The organism is Clostridium sp. CTA-1, assembly GCF_054768215.1.
On record NZ_BAAAAP010000016.1, the window covers coordinates 1 to 22,710 of the forward strand.

Here is a 22,710-nt window from a genome sequence, read left to right on the forward strand (position 1 = left end):
AACTTATATGTTCATTAGTATTTTTTTTATTTATTATATTAAAATTAAATCTATTTTAAACAGCAACTTTTTATTTAAGTTGTTTATTATATATATAAATTTAATAGTGTTTGTAAACTTATGTTTTATTTAATATTAAATAATTCTATACTTCTATCTAATATACCTGTTAAATAGGAAATTAGTATACCATAGTTGGTAATAGGTACATTTTTTTCTTTGCATAATTTAAGTTTTGAATCCATAGATTTTTTATTTACCATACAAGCACCGCAATGAATTATTAAATCGTATTTATCCACATCCTGTGGAAAATCTCCACCCATTTTAAATTCATAGTTTAATTTTTTATCCACATGTGAATTAATCATGTTTGGTATTTTAATTCTGCCTATATCTTCATGAGAATAATTATGTGTACAGCTTTCTGATATAAGTATTTTAGAATCTTCATTTAAAGCATTTATAGCCTTAGTTCCTTCTACAAAAGTTCTCAAATCACCTTTATAATTAGCAAACAAAATAGAAAAGCTTGTTAGGCCTATACTTTTAGGAACAATCTTATCTACTTTTTTAAAAGCTTGTGAATCTGTTACAACTAAATCTATATTTTTTATATCATCTAATGCAGATTTTAATTCTGTATCCCTAACTACATAGCTTTTTATACCATGATCTAAACAATCTCTTATTAATTGTACCTGTGGTAATATTAGTCTACCCTTTGGAGCTTCAGAATCTATAGGTACTACCATAACTACTTTGCTATTGTAGGGAAGTAAAGTGCCCATGATAGTATCATCTTCTTTAGCCTTGCTTAAATTGTTTATTATTGAATCTTTTAAATTAAGGATACTATTGATATCATTTGAGGAAACAAATATAGGATTTTCTATTATTTTTTTTAGTCCATTTATTGTATTTTTATCCACAGTATCTATTTTGTTTACAACGGTTATATAAGGTATATTTTGCTGTTTAAATCTATTTATACTTTTTTCATATAGATTTATATCAATATCTTCAGCAGACATAACATATACAGCAAAATCTGTTTTTAAAAGAGTATTCAAAGTTTTTTCAATTCTTATTTTACCAAGTCCAGTGTTATCTTCTAATCCAGCAGTATCTGTAAATAAAACTGGACCTAAAGGTATAAGTTCCATAGCCTTACTTACAGGATCAGTAGTGGTTCCTTCTATAGAGGATACAATAGATATATCTTGACCTATTATTGCATTCATTAAAGAAGACTTTCCAGAATTAGTTTTACCTATAAAAGTTATATGAATTCTATTGGCATTAGGTGTAGTATTCATAAATCCTCCTAAAAAAATAAGTCTCGTTCACCATTTTTAATTTTTTCTATATTTTTAATAACTGTATTTTTAATATCTTCTCTTTCTATTTTATTTATTTCTTCTTTTATTAGTTTTTCACCTTTTTCCTTTAGTTCATCATCACCATAATCTAATAGAAATTCCATTAAAGTCATTATAGCATTAGGTTGACATACATATTGAATATTTCCAGATTTAGCAAGGCTCATAAATCTATCGCCAGTTCTACCTTTTCTATAACAACCTGTGCAATAACTTGGAATATGACCGTCATCAATTAATTCTTTTAAAACATCTAAATGACTTCTATGATCTGCAATGATAAATTGGTTAGTATTTTTTCCCTCTTCTCTTTCTTTGTAGCCACCAACTCCAGCACAAGAACCAGCGCTTACTTGAGAAACACCATATTCAATTACTTCTTTTCTCATTTCTGCGCTTTCTCTTGTAGATAATATTATACCAGTGAAAGGCACAGCTATTCTTAGTATAGCTACTATTTGTTTAAAAGTTTCATCGTCTACTAGATGGGGAAACATATTAAGGTCCATTCCTTCAGCTTTTTTTAGTCTAGGGACTGATATAGTGTGGAAGCCTACGCCATATTTTTCTTCTAGATGTTGATTATGAAGCATTAATCCTAAAACTTCAAATTTATAATTAGATAAACCAAAAAGAACTCCAGCACCTACATCATCTATACCACCTTCCATGGCTCTATCAAATGCAGTTAGATGATATTCATAGCTATCTTTTAAGCAATTAGGATGCATTTTTTCATAGGTAGGTTTATGATAAGTTTCTTGAAATAATATATAAGTTCCTATATTAGCAGCTTTTAATTTTTTATAATTTTCAATAGTCGTAGCTGCAATATTAACGTTTATTCTTCTTATATTTCCATTTTCATTTTGAGTATCATATATAGTTTTTATACTTTCTAGTATATAATTTATATCACAGTTTACAGGATCTTCCCCAGCTTCTAAAGCTAATCTTTTATGTCCCATTTTTTCAAGGATCTTAACTTCAGTTCTAATTTCTTCTTGAGTTAATTTTCTTCTTTCAAAGCTATTACAGCTTTTATAACCACAATATACACAATTATTGACGCAGTAGTCACTAATATATAGAGGAGCAAATAAAACAATTCTATTACCATATATAGATTTTTTTATGTTTCCAGCGATTTTAAACATTTTAGATAATAATTTTTTGTCTTTTATTTGGAGAAGTATAGCTATATCTTTATGAGTTAACTTCTCATTACTACAGGCTTTATCTAAAACCTTTTCTATATCTTCATTTGTAGCACTTTCAGCTTCTTTTAATAAATTTTCTATATAATCATGATTTATAAACATTTATATTCGCCTCCATAAAATATTATCTCCTCTAGTTAAATCTAGAGAAAAACCAGCATTATTAATTCTATTTTCTATGCACTTCCTGCACTCTGCAGCCTCATCACCAGTACAAATTTTATTATCATATAGCATATATTTATCTCTAACATTAGTAGGAGAAAGATTTGGCATAACTACATTAGCACCTGCTTTTAAGCCTTCTTCACGGCCCATGGGATTTATTGTACCTAGAGCTGTAGTTGCTGGTAGTAAAACATCAGGTAAGAGTAATCGTATAAGGGCTAATAATGTAGTAGTATCTTCTAATGTACCAGCAGGTTGATCTTTAAGTACGGTATCCTTATGAGGAATAAAGGGACCTATACCAACCATATGAGATTTTAACTTTTTTAAAAACACTAAATCATTTACATAATCTTCATTTGTTTGATTAGGAAGTCCTATCATAAAACCAGCACCAATTTGATAGCCTATTTCTTTCAAATTTTTTAAACATCTACGTCTATTTTCAAAACTCATATCAGGGTGAAGTTCTTCGTATAAACTTTTAGATGCTGTTTCATGTCTTAATAAGTATCTATCAGCTCCTGCCTCATAAAATTTTTTATATGTGCTATAGTCTTTTTCTCCCATAGATAATGTTATAGCACAGTCTGGAAATAAGTTTTTTATAGATTTTATAATGTTGATAATTTTATCATCTGTATAGTAAGGATCCTCTCCACCTTGAAGTACAAAGGTTTTATAACCTAAAGAATATCCTTTCCTGCAACAATTCAAAATTTCTTCTTTAGACAGTCTATATCTTTCAGCATTATTATTTCTACAGGATATACCACAATATAGACAACTGTTTTTACAATAGTTTGTAAATTCTATTAGTCCTCTTAAAAAAACTTTGTTATCATAGTATTTTAATCTAGTTTCATGAGATTTAGATATTAGATATTTTTTACTATCTTTATCAATATTGTTTAGCAAATATAAAAGTTTATCATTTGAGGTATTATTTTTTTCATATAGTTCATCAATAATTTTTTTTAGTAGTTTTTTCATATTTATATCTCTTTCTTTGATATAGATGTTTTTACAGATACATTTTCTATATTCCCTAGTTTACCTGTGAGACTATTAATTTGATCTAGAGTTCCAGTTACAGTAATGGAGATTACAGATACACCTTCTTCTTCAAAGGGTATACCCATTCTTCCTTTTACAATACCTTTAAAATCAGCTATTATTTCATTAAATTTTTGTTGACAGTTTTTCGGATCTTCCAGTATAGCACTAATAACAGCTATTTTTTTCATAATATACCTCCTATTGCAAATAATAAATTTCATAATTATTTTATTGAGAATAGTTAGTAATAAAAGTAGATATTAAATATAAACGTTTATTAGAGATTAGTTTTACAAGATAAAAAAACTTTCCCAAAGGGAAAGTTAAAGTACCAAAATAAAAGGTATTAAATACCTCAATTTAAATTATATAACTTTCCTTTCAGATCAGATCAATCTTCACTGTTAGGTAACGTATATTTTTAAGAACAAATAATTAAAGAAGTAAAAAACCTCTCTAATTATTTGAACTAAATTTGATTTAATTCTACTTTAGCAAAGAATGTTTGTCAATAAATTTATGCTATGTAAGGTTATAATATTATTATATCTTTACAACCATTTTTTAATGCTATGTTTTTAAGATTTTCCATGTATTTATCTGTTGGAGTTTTTGGATCTATTTTTTCTTTTCTAACTCCTATAGGTCTATATTTTATAAGTTTATATCTTATATTAGGGTTTAAAGAAGCTATAATTTTGCTTATTTCAAATACGTTATTTTCATTATCTAGAAGATCAGGAACTATAACAGTTCTTATCTCGTACAGTTTATCTATGCTAGCTAAATATCTAACATTTTTAAGTACTATATCATTATCTCTTTTAGTGAGCATTTTATGCTCTTCATTGTCAAAGGATTTTACATCAACCATAGCCATATCCATTAATTCTGTAAGCTTAGGATTTTTAGAAAAATCTAAAGAGCCATTAGTATCTACAAAAATAGTAAGACCCAAAAGTTTAACTTTTTCGAATAGGTCTATTAAAAAATCTTTTTGGAGAGTACATTCTCCCCCAGATACAGTGATACCGGATATAAAAGGTTTTGTTCTTAATATTTCTTTTATAATTTCTCCAACACTCATATATTTATTTCTAGGGCCACAATTATTTTTACATTTTTCTAGACATAGACCACAGTTTTTACACTTATTTTCATCCCATTTTACAGAATCACCTAAAAATTCTACAGCACCATAAGGACATACAAAGGCACAGGTTCCACAAGCTTTACAGGTATTTATAGTTTCGGGATTATGGCAATATTTACAATCAAAATTACATCCCTGAAAAAATATAGCGGTCCTGTTTCCAGGACCATCTACAGAACTAAAAGGTATTATTTTGTTAACTAATCCTCTAAGCATCATCTCTTACCTTTCTTTCCAGTATTCTAGAATTTTTAACTGCCCCTAAACCTAAAGCTACTGTGTCTTGGAGAACTTGCTCACCTTTATCTAATTTTTTAATATCAGATAATTTAACAAGATAACCTGTTATTCTGATTACATCGCTATCAGAGGCGTAAAGAGAGAAGTATCTCATTCCTTCATTAAAAGCTCCATTTATTATATCTAATATAGATTCAGGATTTTTCTTTGCAGTAGATTCAAATGGGAATATATCACCTATACCAGATGGAAAGTATTTATGAAATTTAGCACTTTGGAGTAGATGAATAGGTAAATCTGGTTCTTCGCCAATAGGTATTCTACAACCTGGACTTGTTCCTTTGTCTGTTTCTATACCTACTTGCGCATGTAATAAAAAGTGCCCATCTGTAGCTGAGCAATGTTTATTTACGTTGCTATTTACTATATTGTACATTTTTTCTATTATTTTTATACCTAGTTCGTTAGCTTTCTCACTATGACCAAATTTATCTTTTAACTCACTAGCTTTTAATAAATGATTAACGCATTCAGCTAATCCAAACATACCAAACATAGCTGTAAATCTATCCTTATATATTAAATTTTCACGTACTAAAAAGCTACTTTCAAAAAAATTACTTTCTTCTACTATAAAATTTACTCTTTTATCTATATAGCTACTCATTTTTGTCATAACATCAGGTAAAACATTATCCAAGAAATCTTCTGCAGATGAAGCTTTTCTAGCAGCACCATAAAGGTTAAGTCTTACAAGAGTAAAGCTACCACCACATATATACAAACCATTATAGCAACTAGCGATTCCATAGTTATAGGAAGGGAAATCCTTTGAAAAGATTTCATGATTTGCAAAACTAGGTTTAGCTGTAACTAAAGCTGTATTTATAGAATCTATAGCAAATTCTTTTGAAGTTTCTTTTCCATATTTTAAAGTTATGTTTGGTATAGCAGTTTGAAGTTCTCTTTGTGCCTTTAATATAAGTCTTCCAGCTTTAGTCTCATTAGGACCTATATTAGCATGGCAAAAAGAATCTGTTATAGTTCTATCTATATGAAGTAAAAATAATTTTATTGCTTTATAAGCTTCTAATTCATCTTCTATAAAAGGGTCTAAAAGAGTATCGATATTTCCTATATAAACAGGCATAGAAGTTATAGAAGGAACATGTTTATATAAAATAAGTAAATTATTTGTAGCTTCCCAAATATCTTTTGGAGGATTTAATTTAAGAAATTCACTTCCTTGTTTCATAAATTTCTCGTAATCAGGACAAATATATCTAGGCCTATAAGGTGCATCACCTTCATTTAAATCACATATAATACCTTCATTTCTTAGATTTTGTATATCTGAAGGAAGGTTAAGTACATCTAATGAATTTTCAGCTTCACGAGCAAGAGATAAAACCTTTTGTTCATAAGTTAAAGTTTTATTTTTTATTATATTTAAAGTGTTATTCAAAACTCTCATCTCCTAATATAAATTTATAATATATTATATTAATCATTTTATATTTAAATAATTTTTTGTGCAAACATTTTCTTTTCAATCCAGATAATAAATGATAAATATTTAACGATAAATGAGAATTGATTTTTAATTTTAAATTAATAAGATAATAAAAAAATTAAAAAATAAGAGTGGAGAAATCTCCTATAACATATAATGATAGCAATAAACTTAGTATATAAGCTAATTTTATGAATAATTAAAATTTTTAAAAAGTTAACAGGTGTGTCAAAAAATGAAATATACTTTGTTAACCATTATACACCAATTGGTACAAAAAAGGATATAAACTATATATTGGTAAAATTGTGTTGGATTTTTAACATATTAATTTTGTCTTTTATTATATATTTGGGTAAAATATAGGAATCTACAGAATTATATATGTTGGCATAAGTATTGCTTATACATATATTGAGCAAAAGATTATATAAATTATTAAATTATAAATATTAAGAGCTAATTATAATCTATAAATATTTAATTAATCTGTAGAAATAAGGGGGTGCATATTTTGCAAAAATTATATTCTATTTTATTAAAACAACATATAGGGAAAATTAATAAACCTGTTGTTAAACTAGGGGATAGAATAGAAAAAGGTACTTTGATAGCTATTCCAGAAGGTATGGGAGCCAATATACATGCTAGTGTAAGTGGAATAATTAAAAATATTGATGAAAATGAAATAATTATAGAAGCAGATGAAGTACAAAAAGATGAGTTTAAACCTTTAGAAAGTAGCAATAATATATTGGATTTAATTCAGGAGGCTGGAATAGTAGGAATGGGGGGAGCAGGATTTTCTACTCACATTAAAATGGATGTTGATTTAAATGGCGGAGTAGTTATTGCTAATGCTGTAGAGTGTGAACCTTTATTGGCTCATAATATAAATCAAATTGTTAATGAACCAGAACTTATTTATAAGGGTTTATGCTATGCTATGGAAGCAGTAAATGCTAGTAAAGGGATTTTTGCAATAAAATCTAAAAATGTTGAAGCTATTTCTTCACTTAAAAATATAATAAAAGATAGCAATATTAAAATAGTGGAACTACCTGATATGTATCCTATGGGTGAGGAAAGAGCAATAATTAGAGAAGTTCTTGGAAAATTACTTGAACCAAGTCAATTACCATTAGAAGCTAATGCTGTTGTTTCTAATGTAGAGACTTTGGCTAAGATTGCTGAAGCAGTAGAATTAAAAAAGCCAGTTATAAGTAAAAATATTACTGTAGTAGGGAAATTAAAAAATGGATTAAAATCTCGAGTATTTATGAATGTACCTATAGGCACAACTGTAAGAGAAATTATAGAAGCCGCAGGTGGTATAGATGGTGAATATGGAGAGATAATTCTTGGAGGACCTTTTACAGGACGTAGTGCTCAAATAGATGAGCCTATTACAAAAACAAGTGGTGGAATAATAGTAACTATACCATTTTTAAAAGAAACTAGAAATATGGGACTATTGGTATGTGCCTGTGGAGGTAATGAAAATAGATTAAGGGAAATAGCTACAAATATGGGGGCTAATGTAGTAGGAGTAGAGAAGTGTAAACAAGCTGTAGAGATTAAAGGAAACTTGAAATGTGAAGATCCTGGGAATTGTCCAGGGCAAGCTGAGAAAATTCTTAAACTAAAAAAGAGTGGTGCAGAGGTTGTTTTAATAAGTAATTGCAGTGATTGTACTAATACAGTTATGTGTGTTGCACCTAAATTAAAGATGCCTGTTTATCATCTTACAGATCATGTAATGCGTACTGTAAATCATCCATTAATTCGCAGATTAAAATAATATAAATTTTTATGAATTATTTAATTGTGGTTTGTTCAAAGTTTAATGCTTTGTTCAATATATAATCTCGATTTGTCGAGAAAAATAGTAGTATAACAGGAGGAGGAAGTATATGTCTATTACAAATGAAACAGTTAACCAACACAAAAAAGATCCAGCAATTGTTTGTTGCCGTACTACAAAGGGAACAATAATTGGTCCAGGAGAACTTGAAGATCCAAATATATTACCAGACCTAGAGGATTCTGGATTAGTAGAAATACCATCAAATGTATTAAAAATTGGACAAGTAATAGGAGCAAAGTTACTTAAAGATATTGATGGTCTTACTCCTCTTACAGCTGACCTTTTAGAGGGAATAGTTGAAGAGGTAAAAGAGGGAAATAATAAGGTTCAAAATGGAGGAGATAAAGTGGAAAACATATCTGCCAATAAGCTAACCCAATGCAGTGGAGGCATTGTTCGTTTAACGGTTGACCAAATGAATGGTGTAAATCTTGAGTTCCCAGTGGGAGCATTTAATGGTGGAAATATAAATTCATCAGAAGGTATAACTGAAAAAATAGAAGATGAAATTGTTAGTACATTAAAGAAAAGAGAATTTGCTGTTAAAAAGGTAGAGCTTGGTAAAGAAACTTCTTTTAAAGATGGTGTATTAACTATAAGAGAAGAACTTTGCAAAGAAGCTCTTAAGGCAGACCCTCTTGTTAAGAAATTGGAAATGGATATAATTACGCCTAACAATAGACATGTGTATTCTAATACAATAATGGATGTCATTCCAGTAGCTACAAAGGTAGAAGGACAGTTAGGTGAAGGAATTACTCATATATTAAATGGCATGGTATTTATACTTACAGGAGTAGATGAGGCAGGAATTCAAGTACATGAATTTGGTTCTTGCGAAGGCTATCTTGATGAAAAAATAATTTATGGAAAACCAGGTTGTCCAGATCAAGATGATATTATAGTAAGAGTTCATGCTATTATTCAAGATAAAACAGGAATGGAAAGAAGAGGACCTTATGCAGCACATAAAGCTTGCGATGTAATAATTCAAGAAATAAGAAAAGTATTAAAAGAAACTCCAGCAGGAGAAGCAGAAAAAGAAGAAACATTTAATCAAGTAAAGAGACATGGAAGACCACGTGTACTTCTTGTTAAAGAAATAATGGGACAAGGAGCAATGCATGATAATGTAATGTTGCCTACAGAGCCAGCAGGAGTACATGGCGGAAGACAAAATGTTGACCTTGGAAATGTACCTGTTGTACTATCTGTAAATGAAGTAAGAGATGGTGGAATACATGCACTTACTTGCATAGGACCAGCATCAAAAGAAGATACAAGACATTATTTTAGAGAGCCAGTTTTAGAAGCACTTGCAGCAGATGAAGAATTAGATATTGTAGGTGTTGCATTTATAGGAAGTCCTCAAGTAAATGATGAAAAAGCATTTGTATCTAAGAGATTAGGTGCGATGACAGATACTATGAAGTTAGATGGAGCCATAGTAACTACAGAAGGATTTGGAAATAATCATATTGATTTTTCATACAATATAGAGGAAATTGGAAAACGTGGAATTAATGTTGTAGGTGTAACTTATGCAGCTTACCAAGGACAACTAGTTGTTGGTAATAAGTATATGGATGCAATGATAGAAGTAAATAAAGACGAGGGTGGATTTGAATCAGAACTTCTAGGTGAAAATACAATAACAATGGATGATGCAAAACGTGCTGTTCTTATGCTTAAAAATAAAATAGCAGGAGTTGAAATAGAGCCAGCAGATCGTAAATGGAGTCAAGAAGTAATAGATGAAAATCAAAAAATAGCAGATGGAGTAATGAAATAATTATGGAAGTAGAGATAACACCTAAATTAGTTACCGGAAGAATTGTACAAATAACAGAGATGAGTGCAAAAATAGAGCTAAAAGGCAAAATGGGTATTATCCATTTACCTTTAAGATCTGTTTTTACAGACAAGAAGTTAGAAATTGATGATCAGGTAGAAATATATATCAGCTATGCTAAGGTACTAAAATAAATATATAAACAGGAGGAGATTATAAGATGAATTTAACAACTGCAAAAGGAATGAAATCTGAAGTTTATGCACCGGTTACACCACCACCAGTTTGGACACCACTTACAAAAGCATTAAAAGATTGTAAGGTTGGATTTGCAACAGCTGGAGGAATTCATATAAAAACACAAGAACCTTTTAAGACAGCTGGAGATTTCACATATAGAATAATACCTAGTGATACACCATCTTCAGAATTAATGGTTACACATGGTGGATTTGATAATAGTGATATCAATAAAGATGTAAATGCAATGCTTCCTATAGATAGATTACATGAATTAGCTAAGGAAGGATTTATAGGAAGCGTATCCCCTGTATTAATTGGATTCATGGGCGGCGGCGGAAATGTTCAAAAATTCAAAGAAGAAACTGGACCAGCTATTGCTAAAATATTTAAAGATGAAGGTGTAGATATAGTTCTTTTAACAGGAGGTTGTGGAACTTGTCATAGATCTGCAACAATAGTTCAAAGAGCAATAGAATTTGTAGGAATATCTACAATTATAGTTGCTGCATTACCACCAATCGCAAAACAACAAGGTGCGCCACGTATAGCAGCAGCTCATGTGCCAATAGGATCTAATGCCGGAGAACCAAATAATATAGAAATGCAAACAGCTATATTAAAAGATTCACTAAATGCAATGACAAAGATGAAAGAATTTGGAGAATTAATCATGTTACCATATGAGTACAGACATAACGTTTAAAATATAAAAAGCAAAATTAATAATTTTAGAAAGCACTAGATTTTTAAGTCTAGTGCTTTTTAAAAAGATAAGTTCTTTATTTGTTACTTAGTATTGTTGTTAATTATAGAAATCTAATAAATGTGAAAGTTATGATTGCTATTTTAAATAAATATAACACTATAAGGAGGAGAGATCATATGGGAATTGGTCCATCTACTGAAGAAACTACTCTTCATCATTTTAGAGATCCTTTATTAAGTGTAGTATCAAAGGATGAAGAAGTAGATCTTTTAGGTATTATAGTGGAAGGAACCCCAGAAGTAGTTTCAGACAAGATATTTGTTGCTGAAAGAGGAGCGGACTTAGCAGAGGCTATGAGAGCTGATGGTGTCATAGTTTCTATAGACAGCTGGGGAAATAGTCATGTAGATTTTGCTACAGTTATTGAAGAAATAGGAAAAAAAGAAATTCCAGTAGTGGGGATGAGTTTTGTAGGGAATCAAGCTTCATTTGTTGTTACAAATAAATATATGGATACTATAATTGATTTTAATAAAACTGCAGAGGGGATAGAAACAGAAGTTGTAGGTGAAAATAGTGTGGTAGAAATTGATGCTATAAAAGCTTTAGCTCTTCTGAAACTACAGATGAAGAGAAATAATAAATAGAAATTAAAGATAGCTAAAAGTATAGAATAATTTTACCTGAAACAAATTTAATATTTAAAGTTGAGGTGAAATATATGAAAGATAAAAAAAGATTAAAAAGTCTCATCATTAAAAGCTTTCATATAAATAAGGTTTTATTTGGGGAAAATACTAAAATAGAGGAGGGAATTTTATATTTAAGAAATAATATAGAACTTAATGATTTAGAAAAAGAAAATATAATTAAGGATTTAAAAATTAATATAATATATCCCAATAATCATAATATGTTTATAAATTCTGTCTTAGATATTTTTCCTATAGCCACTAAGGTAGAAGGGAAGATAGGAGAGGGAATAACTCATGTATTAACAGGTGTAGTTGTTATGATAACAGGAGTAGAGGTTGGTGGATTTCAAGCAGCTAATATTGGATCTTCAGAGGGCATATTAAAAGATCAGATTAAGTTTAATAAAAATGGAACTCCTGCCGAAGCTGATATAATAATACATGTAGATGTAACTTTAAAAAATAGTGGGGCTAGAAGTAGAGAAGGAATTATGGCATCACATAGGGCTTGCGATAAAATAATTCAAGAGATAAGAGAATATTTAAAAAATATAAGCGGTATATTATGTGATGAAACTCATGAATACGTCGATGAGATAAATTCAGGAAGAAAAAAAATTGTAATAATAAAACAAGTATCTGGATTAGGCTGTATGTATGATACAGGAGTATTCCCAAAGGAACCAGCAGGGTTTATAGGATGCAAATCTATAATGGATTTAGGTAATATGCCTATGGTTTTAACCCCTAATCAATATAGAGATGGAGCTATAAGAGCTATGTCCTAATTATTTAAGTTTAATTAGTTTTTAAATTATAAGGTTATTTAGTTATATAAACTATGTTATGTAGCTAAATAGCCTCTTATAGTATTATATTAGTTAAGGAGTATATTAATTTTCACTTATAATTTATAATTATGATTTGAATGTGATTTCTTTAAGATTTGGTAGTACCTCATTCTTATTAATTCAATAGTATATTTTTAGATACTATAATACAAATAAGTGCGTACTTGTAATGGGAATACTCGTATTTTAGAATAAGATTATATGTTAAAACAATATAAACAGAACAAGGAGGTTGATAAAGGTATGCTTGAAGAAATGAGATCAAGAAAAAGTATACGAAAATATATGGATAAGCCAGTTGAAGATGAAAAAATAATTGAGATTATTGAGAGCGCTAGGATTGCTCCATCTGGTTCTAACACACAGCCTGGGCATTTTATTGTAGTAAAATCTGATTTTACTAGAGAAAGGCTAGCTAAAATATCCCATAATCAAGAATGGATGATGGCTGCTCCAGTTTTTATTGTATGTGTTGCAGATATACGTTCTAGGATTAAAGAAGATATAGAGCTATCACTGAATGAAAGTAGCCCACAACAAGAACTTAAACAAATAATAAGAGATACATCCATAGCTATAGAACATTTAGTACTTTCTGCTGAGAACTTAGGATTGGGTACTTGTTGGGTTGCATGGTTTACTCAAGAAGAAATTAGACCAATTTTAAATATACCTTCTGATAAATATGTTGTTAGTATTATTACAATTGGATATCCAAATGAATCACCTAAAGCTAGGCCAAGGAAGAAATTACAAGATATAATACATTATGAACAATGGTAAAGAATATTTTTATATTAAATTTAATGCTGCGATTAAAAACTATAGTGATTTAATTGCAGCATTAAAATTTATATAATGAAGTTAGTATGCCAATATTTCGTAACCGTCATTTGTTACTAATATCATTATTTCCCATTGAGCTGAAGGTTTACCATCAGTTGTATAATAAGTCCATCCATTTTTCTTATCCAAGAATATTTCATCAGTACCCATATTAATCATTGGTTCTATTGTAAATATCATTCCTGGCACCATTAGCATACCTGTATTTTCTTTTGATGTATAACCTACCCAAGGTTCTTCATGAAATTCTAGCCCAATACCATGACCACCAATTTCCTTTACTACAGAGTATCCATTTTTTAAAGCATGATCATGGATTGCTTGCCCTATATCTCCGAGAAATCCCCATGGCTTTACTTGTTTTATTCCTAAATTTACACATTCCTTCACCACATTAACTAAGTTTTTCTTATCTTCATCTACATGGCCAATGCAGAACATTCTAGAAGAATCAGAAAAATATCCTTCATAAATAGTTGAAACGTCAACATTTATTATATCTCCATCATTTAAGACTATGTTTTTTGATGGGATTCCATGACATACCTGGTCATTAATGGAAGTGCATACGCTCTTGGGGAATCCTTCATATCCAAGTTGTGCTGGTACACCACCAAATTCTATTGTTTTTTTATAAATAAGTTGGTTAATATCCTCTGTTGTTATACCAGCTTGGATATGGTCTGCAATATAGTCTAAAACTGCGGTATTAATTTTCCCACTTTTACGTATTCCAACTATCTGTTCTGGTTTTTTTATAATTTCCCTAGGAGGAACTATGTGACCATGTGTTTTATAAAGTTCAATTCTTTTATCAAATGCAGAATGGCATTTTTTATATTTTTTTTGACTACCACACCAACATAAATCATTTCTACCTAATTTATTAATCATTTCACTCTCCTTCTATTATTGAATAATATTATTAATCACTAAGAGTTTCATTTTGGGGTACTGGAAATACATTAGGTTTCATATATAATTGAATATTAGTTAATCTTTTTCTATATTGATTGGGTGTACACCCATAAGTGGCTACAAAAGCTCTCGTAAAGGCTTCTTGAGATGAAAATCCATATTTTAATGCTATATCTAAAAATCTAACTTTAGTATCCTTTACTTTTATCGCAGCAAGACTTAATCTACGTTTTGATATATACTGTTTAAAAGTAACTCCAACGTTTTCATGAAACTTTGATGAACAATAGAATGGAGAGTACCCAACATAATTAGACATTTCAGTTAGTGTTGGATTCCTCATTATATTATCTTCAATCCAGTTAACCATATTTTCTATAGTTTTTACAGACAATTAGATCACCCCTATAAGGTATTATATCATTCTCTACGAATAAAAACTTGATGTGACTTGCAATGATAATCTCACTAATCTACATATTCATTTATTTAAAGATATAAAAATTTATTATACGATTTAAATTATATCTATATTATAAACACAAATTATTGAAAATATTTGAAGTTCTTCTATCCACTCATAAGTAGAATCAATTTTCTTCCTGTTAATATTTTATTAAGTTATCATTAATATTAACTTTTATTTTATACCTTTAAATGCATAATTTATTAGATCCTTTATAAAAGCCTCGTCTACTATATCCCCCGTTATTAATAATCTATAGAATAATGGGCCAAAAATTAAATCTATAACTAACTCTATATCCAAATCTTCCTTTAGTTCTCCTCTTGAAATTCCACGTTCTAAAATATATCGTGAATCAAGTCTGCGAGGTTTAAAATATATTGCGCGGTAGGCTTCAGCTAGCTTTTCATTAAATTGGCCTTCTGCTATTATCTCATTAATTACCTTTCCTTCTCGACTAATTAAAAATTTTGCTAAATTATTTACTTGAATTATCATATCATTAATAGTTGATCCTGTATCAGGTATTGGAAGTCTCACAACAGCAGCATCAAAAAAAGCATCCATAACAACAGCAGCTTTGTTGGGCCACCATTTGTAAATAGTAGCTTTACTAACTCCAGCTCTTTCAGCAATCTTCTCAACTGTAACAGATCCAAAACCATTTTCAAGCAATAACTCATATGCAGCGGAAAGAATGGCCTGCTTAGTTTTTTCGCTACGGGGACGTCCCAATTTTTTCTCCATTATAATTACCTCCATTGTATTTAATTTATAATAATATACTTAATAAACTATACGTATATTATACTATATATTTTTTTGTTTTAAAGATAAAAAACTATTTACAAAACTGAACGTTTAGTATATTATATATTTATAAACTGAACGTTTAGTTTATAAACTTGCTTAATCAATTAGTGAAAAGCTTAAATTACTGAGATACCTAATTGGTGCAAGAACTACCCCCAATTAAATCAATGCCTACTATATTAGTAAAGTGTGTAAATATTATTAAATATATAAGGAGGAAAAATTAATGAAAGTTGTAGTTTTTAACGGAAGTCCCAATAAGGAGGGTAATACTTATCATGGAATAAAAATAGTTGTTGACGAACTAGAAAAGGAAGGAATAGAAACAGAAATAATTCACGTCGGGAATAAATCTATTAGAGGATGTATTGCTTGTGGATATTGTACAAAAAATAAGAATGGAAAATGTGCTATTACTACTGATCCAGTTAATGATTGGATTGAAAAGATGAAAGATGCCGACGGAATAATCTTAGGATCACCAGTACATTATTCAGCAATCGCTGGAACAATGAAATCATTTTTAGATAGAGCTTTTCATGTGGCAGATGCCAATGATAGTATGCTAAGACATAAAGTTGGAGTTGCAGTAGTAGCAGTAAGACGTGCAGGTGGAATTCCAACCTTCAATCAGTTGAATAATTACATTAATCATTCTGAAATGCTCATTCCTACTTCAAACTATTGGAATATTATTAATGGAAGATTACCAGGTGAGGCAATGCAAGACGAAGAAGGAATACAAATAATGAGGATATTAGGTAAGAATATGGCTTGGCTTATGAAACTTGTTGAAAATGAACAAGGAGTTATCAAAAAGCCAGAAAGAGAAGAAAAGATTTTTACTAATTTTATTCGATGAAATGTATTATCATAATCTAAGGAAGTGATTTATAAATGTATCAATCAAATAACAAGGTTATAAAAACAAATTCATCAATAAATAATCTTGAAGCTAAACCCATATTGACTAATTTATTAATTTTAGTTATGTCCATGGCTTGTGGACTTACTGTAGCAAATTTATATTATATCCAGCCCCTCTTAGCTGATATAGCAAAAACCTTTCATGTTAACCAATTAAGCATAGGCTTTGCAGCTATGCTTACACAAATAGGTTATGCAATTGGAATGATATTTATATTGCCTTTGGGAGATATAAAAGAAAAGAGAAAGTTAATAGTAATAATGCTTTTATGCTCAATAATCTCACTTATGAGTATGGTCTTCTCTTCAAACATATATATTCTTACAATTTCTTCCTTTGCTGTTGGATTTACTTCTATTATTCCTCAACTTATTATCCCTTTAGCAGCACAACTATCAACTCCACAGCGAAGAGGGCAAACTATTGGTACAATAATGAGCGGCTTGTTAATTGGAATATTACTTTCTCGTACAATCAGCGGCATCTTAGGCGGCTACTTTGGCTGGAGAGCAGTTTATCTTATTGCAGCGATTATGATGCTTGCTCTCATGCTTATTCTTAGGAAGTTGATACCCTTATGCGAACCTATCTCTGACATTAAATATACTCAACTGTTAAAATCAATGATACACTTAATAAAAACTGAACCAATTTTAAGGGAAGCCTCTATTAATGGTGCTTTAATGTTTTCAGCTTTTAGTGCCTTTTGGACATCACTCATATTTTTACTTGAAAGTTCTCATTACAATATGGGAGCTGAAGCAGCAGGTTTACTTGGATTAGTTGGTATTAGTGGTGCTCTTGCTGCTCCAATAGTTGGAAAAGTAGCTGACAAAAGAGGTTCAAGATTTGCTAGTGGTATATGTATAATCGTAGTTATAATTGCATATTTATTCTTCTTTCTATTTGGCTTTAAAATTTGGGGACTTATTTTAGGAATTATTCTTCTAGATTTAGGAGTACAATCCTGTAATGTTTCTAATCAGGCAAGAGTACATTCCTTAAACGAAAAAACACGTAATAGACTTAATACTATTTATATGGTCAGCTTTTTTCTCGGAGGAGCATTAGGTTCCTTTTTAGGTTCCTATAGCTATTCCCGTTTTGGATGGTATGGAGTTTGCACTTTTGGAATGGCAACTCAAATCATAGCAATTATTCTATACAAGGTTAGGAAAAATGCATAAAATGTATTAATTTTAGGAAAAAATGGCCCTGAAGGAGTTTCGCCCAAAAACTGTATTGTCTATGGTCATTGTATAGTTATCTGCCCAAGAGAAAAATTAATCGACCTTGTTGATATTGCTTACTTCGCTTCTATTGGAAGTAATCTACAAGGAATATCTTATATAATTGTAGATTACAAAAATTTACTGAACAAGGCTATTAAGCTTACTATTGAAGAACTGGTTGGCAATTCCTTCATTATGATAAGATTCCATCACTATATTCAATCTTATCATAATAAAGGAATTGACACTGTTTTACGAGGATCACCTTGTCTTATTTTAGCAACTGCTGATGTAAATTTAATTTATTTCATGAAACCTTTCTTCTGATATTTTCTCTGAAAACTTTTCTTACATAAATTATTTCCCTATCTTCCGCTTTTTGTCCTTTATTTGTGGTACGGTTCTCTGCATAATATTCTAAAAGCTCTATAGACTTGTTCTAGAAGCATTACTCTAAAAAGTTGATGAGGAAAGGTCATCTTTGAGAAAGATAGCTTATAATTAGCTCTAGACAAAACCTGCTCGGATAGTCCTAGGGATCCACCTATGACAAAGGTAATAGCACTATTACCTGTTAATCTACAATTTTCTATAAGATTTGAGAATTCTTCTGAAGTTATAGATTTACCTTTTAAATCTAAAGCTATAACAAAACTATTATCTTTTATATGTTTTAATATTAAATTACCTTCTTTTTCTTTTATTATATTTTCTTCTTTAAGAGAGGCATTATCTGGAGTTTTTTCATCGGTCACTTCTATTATATTTAGCTTACAGTATTTGCTTAATCGTTTAGAGTACTCATCTATTGCGGCTTTTAAAAATTTTTCTTTTATTTTTCCTACTGAAATTATAGATATATTCATTTTATCCTCCTAGTTTAAAGCAATTTAAGATACTTTTATTAATAATTTTAAGTTTTTAGAAAAGCTCTAAAAGGCCTATCATTAAATCAATTTTATTTAATGATAAACCTCTTGATTCTATATTTATTAAACATAGGTATTTATAAATTATCTAGATAATTTTATTAAAAGTTTTTTGTTTTAAGCTTTTTTTGCGCAACAATTTTTATATTTTTTACCGCTTCCACAAGGACAAGGTTCATTTCTACCAATTTTATTAGTTTTAACTATAGTTTTTGAAGAAACCCACTCTTTGTGTATTTCTTTTCTTTTCTCTTTTGAAAGTATAGCTTCCCATTGAGGAAGATTATATAAGTAATCTGCTTTAGCTTCTAACATATTGAAGTATAATTTTTCAAAATCTATCTTAAGAGAAATGTTAGAGCTTTCTTCTATCTTGTCCAAATCTAAAGTATTAGTTAAACTGTCATTTATTCCATCTAAGAATCCCATGAAGAACACTACAGGGGTATTAAATTTTTCTGCCAAATCTTTTACAGTACCCTCTATAATCCTGCTATGCTCACCTAATATTTGGGTATAAACATTCTCTTCGATTGAGCCGTATTCTTTCCAAAATGCAGCTTCTCCTTTAGTTTTTACATAATCGATAACCATGTCTGTCCATTGTTTATACAAACTCATGATACATTCTCCTTTTATTTATTTTTATTATTTTTTTTATTTATCTTTGTTATATCATCTCTTCCTATAGGATCATCAAATTTAAAATTTTTGCTAAGGGAAGACATATCCTTATTTTCAATAAATAACTTAACCTTTTTTATTGAAGGAAGTTCTGTTAAAGACCAAATGATACTTTTTAGATAAGCCTCTTCCTTATCTGCAGTCATAGAGTAATAAGCTTCACTGCTTAAATTAACATAAGCTATATTGTTTTTTATAGAAAAACTTAATAGTCTTGTTTCTTTTGGGAAGATTGGCTTTAATGAATTATTTACAGAAGGACCTTTTATTAATTCTCCAATTATAAATTGACCAAGAAGTTCATCCTTTTTAATAATTCTTTCTTCTTTAGTTATTTCAGCATTATTTGAGCTATTAGTAGAATCAAAATATAAGTTTAAATCTACTAAATTATTTTTTTCATTATGAAGTGTTATATTTTTAATTTTATCTTTATTATTTATACTTATGCTATCTTTTTTTTCACAGGATATAAAAAATACCGAAGAAATTATTAAAGATGAGCAAAAAGCTAATTTAATAGATTTTTTCAAATTTAATCACCTTACCCTAAAATTCTATATAGTTACTTGGAGTATCTCTTTTAGCAACGGATAAAGAAAGTTCTTTACCTACTCTAATATCAGAAGAGTTTAATGCATTTAAAACAGTTTGATAAGCAAGCTCAGGAAAATTATTAGTTTTGCTAAGATGCCCTAATATTATATTTTTATACTTATTGTTAGTAATGTTTATTATAGCTCTACCACAATCTTCATTAGATAAATGGCCTATATTGCTTAAAATTCTTCTTTTTAAAGTATAAGGGTACGGACCAAATTTCAGCATTTCTGTATCGTGATTACTTTCAAGCAATACTACATCACAATCTTCTAAAATGTTTTGTATATCTTTTGAAAAGACACCTAAATCTGTAGCAATACTTGCCTTTTTATTTTTAGAACATATAGTATATCCAAAGGGGGAGGCAGCATCATGAGATATGGGAAAAGGGTTTATTTCCATATCATTTAGAACTACAGATTTCCCATCTAAAATTTCTATATTATGTTCTTTTATTTTACCAATATTTTTTTTCATAGCATGCCAAGTTTTAGCATTAGCGTATATAGGTATATCATATTTTCGAGATAGAACACCTACGCCTTTTATGTGGTCTATATGTTCATGGGTAACAAATATTCCATCTATAGATGAAGGAGATTCTTTTATACGACTTAAAGCTAATTCTATGCTTTTACCAGAAAGCCCAGCATCCACCAGTATTTTTGATTTTTCAGAGGATATAAATATGGAATTACCACTACTACCACTATAAAGAGAACAAAAAATCATAATAAAATTTTAAACCATAACTTAACTATAGTCTAACTATAGTAGCGCCTAAAGATCTAAATTTATTTTCAATATTTGGGTATCCTCTATCTATATGCTCTACACCAAGGATTTCGGTATCACCTTCAGCTAATAATCCAGCAATTACCATAGCAGCCCCAGCTCTCAAGTCTGTAGCTTTTACTATAGCACCTGTAAGTTTAGGGACACCATCTATAATGGCTGTTCTACCTTCTACTTTAATATTTGCTCCCATTTTCTTTAATTCGTCTACATGTTTAAATCTACTTTCCCAAATGCTTTCATTTACAATACTTCTTCCTTTTGCAATAGTTAGAAGTGTGCTCATTGGTTGCTGTACATCTGTTGGAAATCCTGGGTAAGGTTGAGTTTTTATATTAGCACCTTTAAAATTACCTTTAGATTTTACTGTAACAGAATCTCCATTTTCTATAACATCTACGCCCATTTCTATAAGTTTCGCTGTTATAGATTCTAAGTGTTTAGGTATTACGTTATTTATTGTAACTTCTCCACCGCAGGCAGCTGTTGCTATCATATATGTACCAGCTTCAATTTGATCAGGTATTACACTATAAGTACAGCCTTTTAATTCTTTAACACCAGTAACTCTTATAACATCTGTCCCAGCACCTTTAATATTAGCTCCCATACTATTTAAAAAATTAGCTACATCTACTACGTGAGGTTCTTTTGCTACATTTTCTAGCACAGTATTGCCTTCAGCAAGTGTGGCAGCTAACATTACATTTATAGTGGCACCTACACTTACAACGTCAAAAAATATATTAGTCCCTATTAATCTGTCTGCTTTAACAATTACAGCACCATGTTCTATTTCAACATGAGCGCCTAAAGCTTCAAAACCTTTAATGTGTTGATCTATAGGTCTAACACCTATAGGACATCCACCAGGTAATTCTACTCTAGCTTTTTTAAACCTTCCTAATAAAGCTCCGATAAGATAATAAGAAGCTCTCATTTTTCTTACATCTTCAGTATTAGCATCTGTTTTTGTTATATTAGTACTATCTATTTGCAAAATAGAATTGCTTTGCCTTTTAATTTCACAACCTAATCCATTTAAAATTCTTTCAATACAATGTACGTCTTCAATATTTGGAGTGTTCTCTATAGTACAAACTCCTTTGCTAGCCATAATAGTAGCTGGTAATATAGCTACTGCTGCATTTTTTGCTCCACTAATTTCAACTTTTCCAAAGAGGGGGTTACCTCCTGTTATTTTTAATTTACTCATCCCCGCATCCATCCTTACTTTAGAATTTATATATTTAAACTAATCGTTAATTTCAAACCTATGTAACAAAATATATTATATCATAACTATTTATTATTTTAACACCAAATTTTAAAATGTTAAGGGTTATTTTAAGAAAAATATCTTAAAAAAATGGAAATAAATTCAATGTACCCTAAATTTTAATAATATCTATAGAATAATACAATTTTTATTAAATTATAACCTTAAATTTTAAATATATTCCATAGATGAAATAATTATTATTACTTTTCTTAATTATACATGATAATTGTATGATTTTTATTAAATTAGTATAATTTATTGACATTTTAAAACATAATATATTATGGTATAATACTATAAAATAGATGTACGGGGGATTAAAATT

23 protein-coding genes are annotated in these 22,710 nt (G+C 29.5%); 9 read left to right on the forward strand and 14 right to left on the reverse strand.

The annotated features are described in order from the left end of the window. Positions 1–125: 125 nt before the first annotated feature. The 6 genes from hydF to ACYUEW_RS13125 all read right to left on the reverse strand — a co-directional run bounded on the left by hydF (position 126) and on the right by ACYUEW_RS13125 (position 6,687). Entirely contained in the window at positions 126–1,319 is a 1,194-nt protein-coding gene (hydF, locus tag ACYUEW_RS13100; RefSeq protein WP_257412335.1) for a [FeFe] hydrogenase H-cluster maturation GTPase HydF, read from the reverse strand. A gap of 8 nt (positions 1,320–1,327) precedes the next feature. Beyond that, complete coding sequence (gene hydG / locus ACYUEW_RS13105) at positions 1,328–2,704, reverse strand: [FeFe] hydrogenase H-cluster radical SAM maturase HydG (protein ID WP_085333894.1); 1,377 nt, start codon at positions 2,702–2,704, stop codon at positions 1,328–1,330. After that, positions 2,705–3,763, reverse strand: a complete 1,059-nt coding sequence (gene hydE, locus ACYUEW_RS13110; protein WP_460276908.1) for a [FeFe] hydrogenase H-cluster radical SAM maturase HydE — start codon at positions 3,761–3,763, stop codon at positions 2,705–2,707. It lies immediately after the preceding gene. A gap of 2 nt (positions 3,764–3,765) precedes the next feature. Beyond that, positions 3,766–4,017 (reverse strand): TM1266 family iron-only hydrogenase system putative regulator, encoded by a 252-nt coding sequence (locus ACYUEW_RS13115; RefSeq protein WP_003488151.1) that lies wholly within the window; start codon positions 4,015–4,017, stop codon positions 3,766–3,768. A 344-nt stretch (positions 4,018–4,361) separates the two neighbouring features. Then, positions 4,362–5,198, reverse strand: a complete 837-nt coding sequence (locus ACYUEW_RS13120; RefSeq protein ID WP_460276918.1) for a YjjW family glycine radical enzyme activase — start codon at positions 5,196–5,198, stop codon at positions 4,362–4,364. Then, a complete protein-coding gene (locus tag ACYUEW_RS13125; RefSeq protein ID WP_460276909.1) occupies positions 5,191–6,687 on the reverse strand; it encodes a YjjI family glycine radical enzyme in 1,497 nt (498 codons plus the stop codon). Before ACYUEW_RS13125 ends, ACYUEW_RS13120 begins: the two co-directional genes overlap by 8 nt. Positions 6,688–7,249: 562 nt before the next feature. On the opposite strand from ACYUEW_RS13125, the gene prdC reads away from it, so the two are divergent. The 7 genes from prdC to ACYUEW_RS13160 all read left to right on the forward strand — a co-directional run bounded on the left by prdC (position 7,250) and on the right by ACYUEW_RS13160 (position 13,672). Beyond that, positions 7,250–8,536, forward strand: a complete 1,287-nt coding sequence (gene prdC, locus ACYUEW_RS13130) for a proline reductase-associated electron transfer protein PrdC (RefSeq protein WP_460276910.1) — start codon at positions 7,250–7,252, stop codon at positions 8,534–8,536. Positions 8,537–8,648: 112 nt separating this feature from the next. Continuing rightward, the gene (gene prdA, locus ACYUEW_RS13135) at positions 8,649–10,394 is read left to right on the forward strand and encodes a D-proline reductase (dithiol) proprotein PrdA (protein WP_460276911.1); all 1,746 of its coding nucleotides are present in this window, start codon (positions 8,649–8,651) and stop codon (positions 10,392–10,394) included. 2 nt (positions 10,395–10,396) lie between these two features. Then, positions 10,397–10,588, forward strand: coding sequence for a CBO2463/CBO2479 domain-containing protein (locus tag ACYUEW_RS13140; protein WP_003488160.1), 192 nt, complete (start codon positions 10,397–10,399; stop codon positions 10,586–10,588). Positions 10,589–10,614: 26 nt separating this feature from the next. Then, complete coding sequence (prdB, locus tag ACYUEW_RS13145; RefSeq protein ID WP_460276912.1) at positions 10,615–11,340, forward strand: D-proline reductase (dithiol) protein PrdB; 726 nt, start codon at positions 10,615–10,617, stop codon at positions 11,338–11,340. 179 nt (positions 11,341–11,519) lie between these two features. Continuing rightward, a complete protein-coding gene (locus ACYUEW_RS13150; RefSeq protein WP_043032625.1) occupies positions 11,520–11,990 on the forward strand; it encodes a glycine/sarcosine/betaine reductase component B subunit in 471 nt (156 codons plus the stop codon). 74 nt (positions 11,991–12,064) lie between these two features. Continuing rightward, the gene (prdD, locus tag ACYUEW_RS13155; protein ID WP_085333900.1) at positions 12,065–12,826 is read left to right on the forward strand and encodes a proline reductase cluster protein PrdD; all 762 of its coding nucleotides are present in this window, start codon (positions 12,065–12,067) and stop codon (positions 12,824–12,826) included. A gap of 306 nt (positions 12,827–13,132) precedes the next feature. Beyond that, complete coding sequence (locus ACYUEW_RS13160; protein WP_265203339.1) at positions 13,133–13,672, forward strand: nitroreductase family protein; 540 nt, start codon at positions 13,133–13,135, stop codon at positions 13,670–13,672. A gap of 81 nt (positions 13,673–13,753) precedes the next feature. On the opposite strand, the gene ACYUEW_RS13165 is transcribed toward ACYUEW_RS13160, so the two are convergent. From ACYUEW_RS13165 to ACYUEW_RS13175, 3 genes are all read right to left on the reverse strand, one after another. Next, positions 13,754–14,629 (reverse strand): methionyl aminopeptidase, encoded by an 876-nt coding sequence (locus ACYUEW_RS13165; protein ID WP_265203338.1) that lies wholly within the window; start codon positions 14,627–14,629, stop codon positions 13,754–13,756. Positions 14,630–14,660: 31 nt separating this feature from the next. Further along, positions 14,661–15,047, reverse strand: coding sequence for a helix-turn-helix transcriptional regulator (locus tag ACYUEW_RS13170; RefSeq protein WP_003400980.1), 387 nt, complete (start codon positions 15,045–15,047; stop codon positions 14,661–14,663). A gap of 246 nt (positions 15,048–15,293) precedes the next feature. Then, complete coding sequence (locus ACYUEW_RS13175; protein WP_460276913.1) at positions 15,294–15,866, reverse strand: TetR/AcrR family transcriptional regulator; 573 nt, start codon at positions 15,864–15,866, stop codon at positions 15,294–15,296. 292 nt (positions 15,867–16,158) lie between these two features. Between ACYUEW_RS13175 and ACYUEW_RS13180 the strand changes: the two genes are divergently transcribed. Then, the gene (locus tag ACYUEW_RS13180) at positions 16,159–16,794 is read left to right on the forward strand and encodes a flavodoxin family protein (protein WP_085333904.1); all 636 of its coding nucleotides are present in this window, start codon (positions 16,159–16,161) and stop codon (positions 16,792–16,794) included. A gap of 35 nt (positions 16,795–16,829) precedes the next feature. Next, on the forward strand, positions 16,830–18,047 hold the full coding sequence (locus ACYUEW_RS13185; protein WP_003488174.1) for an MFS transporter: 1,218 nt from the start codon (positions 16,830–16,832) through the stop codon (positions 18,045–18,047). A gap of 431 nt (positions 18,048–18,478) precedes the next feature. On the opposite strand, the gene rlmH is transcribed toward ACYUEW_RS13185, so the two are convergent. From rlmH to ACYUEW_RS13210, 5 genes are all read right to left on the reverse strand, one after another. Further along, complete coding sequence (gene rlmH / locus ACYUEW_RS13190) at positions 18,479–18,958, reverse strand: 23S rRNA (pseudouridine(1915)-N(3))-methyltransferase RlmH (protein ID WP_003488175.1); 480 nt, start codon at positions 18,956–18,958, stop codon at positions 18,479–18,481. A gap of 180 nt (positions 18,959–19,138) precedes the next feature. After that, the gene (locus tag ACYUEW_RS13195; protein WP_003488176.1) at positions 19,139–19,642 is read right to left on the reverse strand and encodes an SEC-C metal-binding domain-containing protein; all 504 of its coding nucleotides are present in this window, start codon (positions 19,640–19,642) and stop codon (positions 19,139–19,141) included. Positions 19,643–19,656: 14 nt separating this feature from the next. Beyond that, on the reverse strand, positions 19,657–20,238 hold the full coding sequence (locus tag ACYUEW_RS13200) for a GerMN domain-containing protein (RefSeq protein WP_003488177.1): 582 nt from the start codon (positions 20,236–20,238) through the stop codon (positions 19,657–19,659). Between the two features lie 16 nt (positions 20,239–20,254). Further along, a complete protein-coding gene (locus tag ACYUEW_RS13205) occupies positions 20,255–21,040 on the reverse strand; it encodes an MBL fold metallo-hydrolase (protein WP_085333906.1) in 786 nt (261 codons plus the stop codon). A 25-nt stretch (positions 21,041–21,065) separates the two neighbouring features. Then, positions 21,066–22,319, reverse strand: coding sequence for a UDP-N-acetylglucosamine 1-carboxyvinyltransferase (locus tag ACYUEW_RS13210; RefSeq protein ID WP_042386036.1), 1,254 nt, complete (start codon positions 22,317–22,319; stop codon positions 21,066–21,068). Positions 22,320–22,710 lie beyond the last annotated feature (391 nt).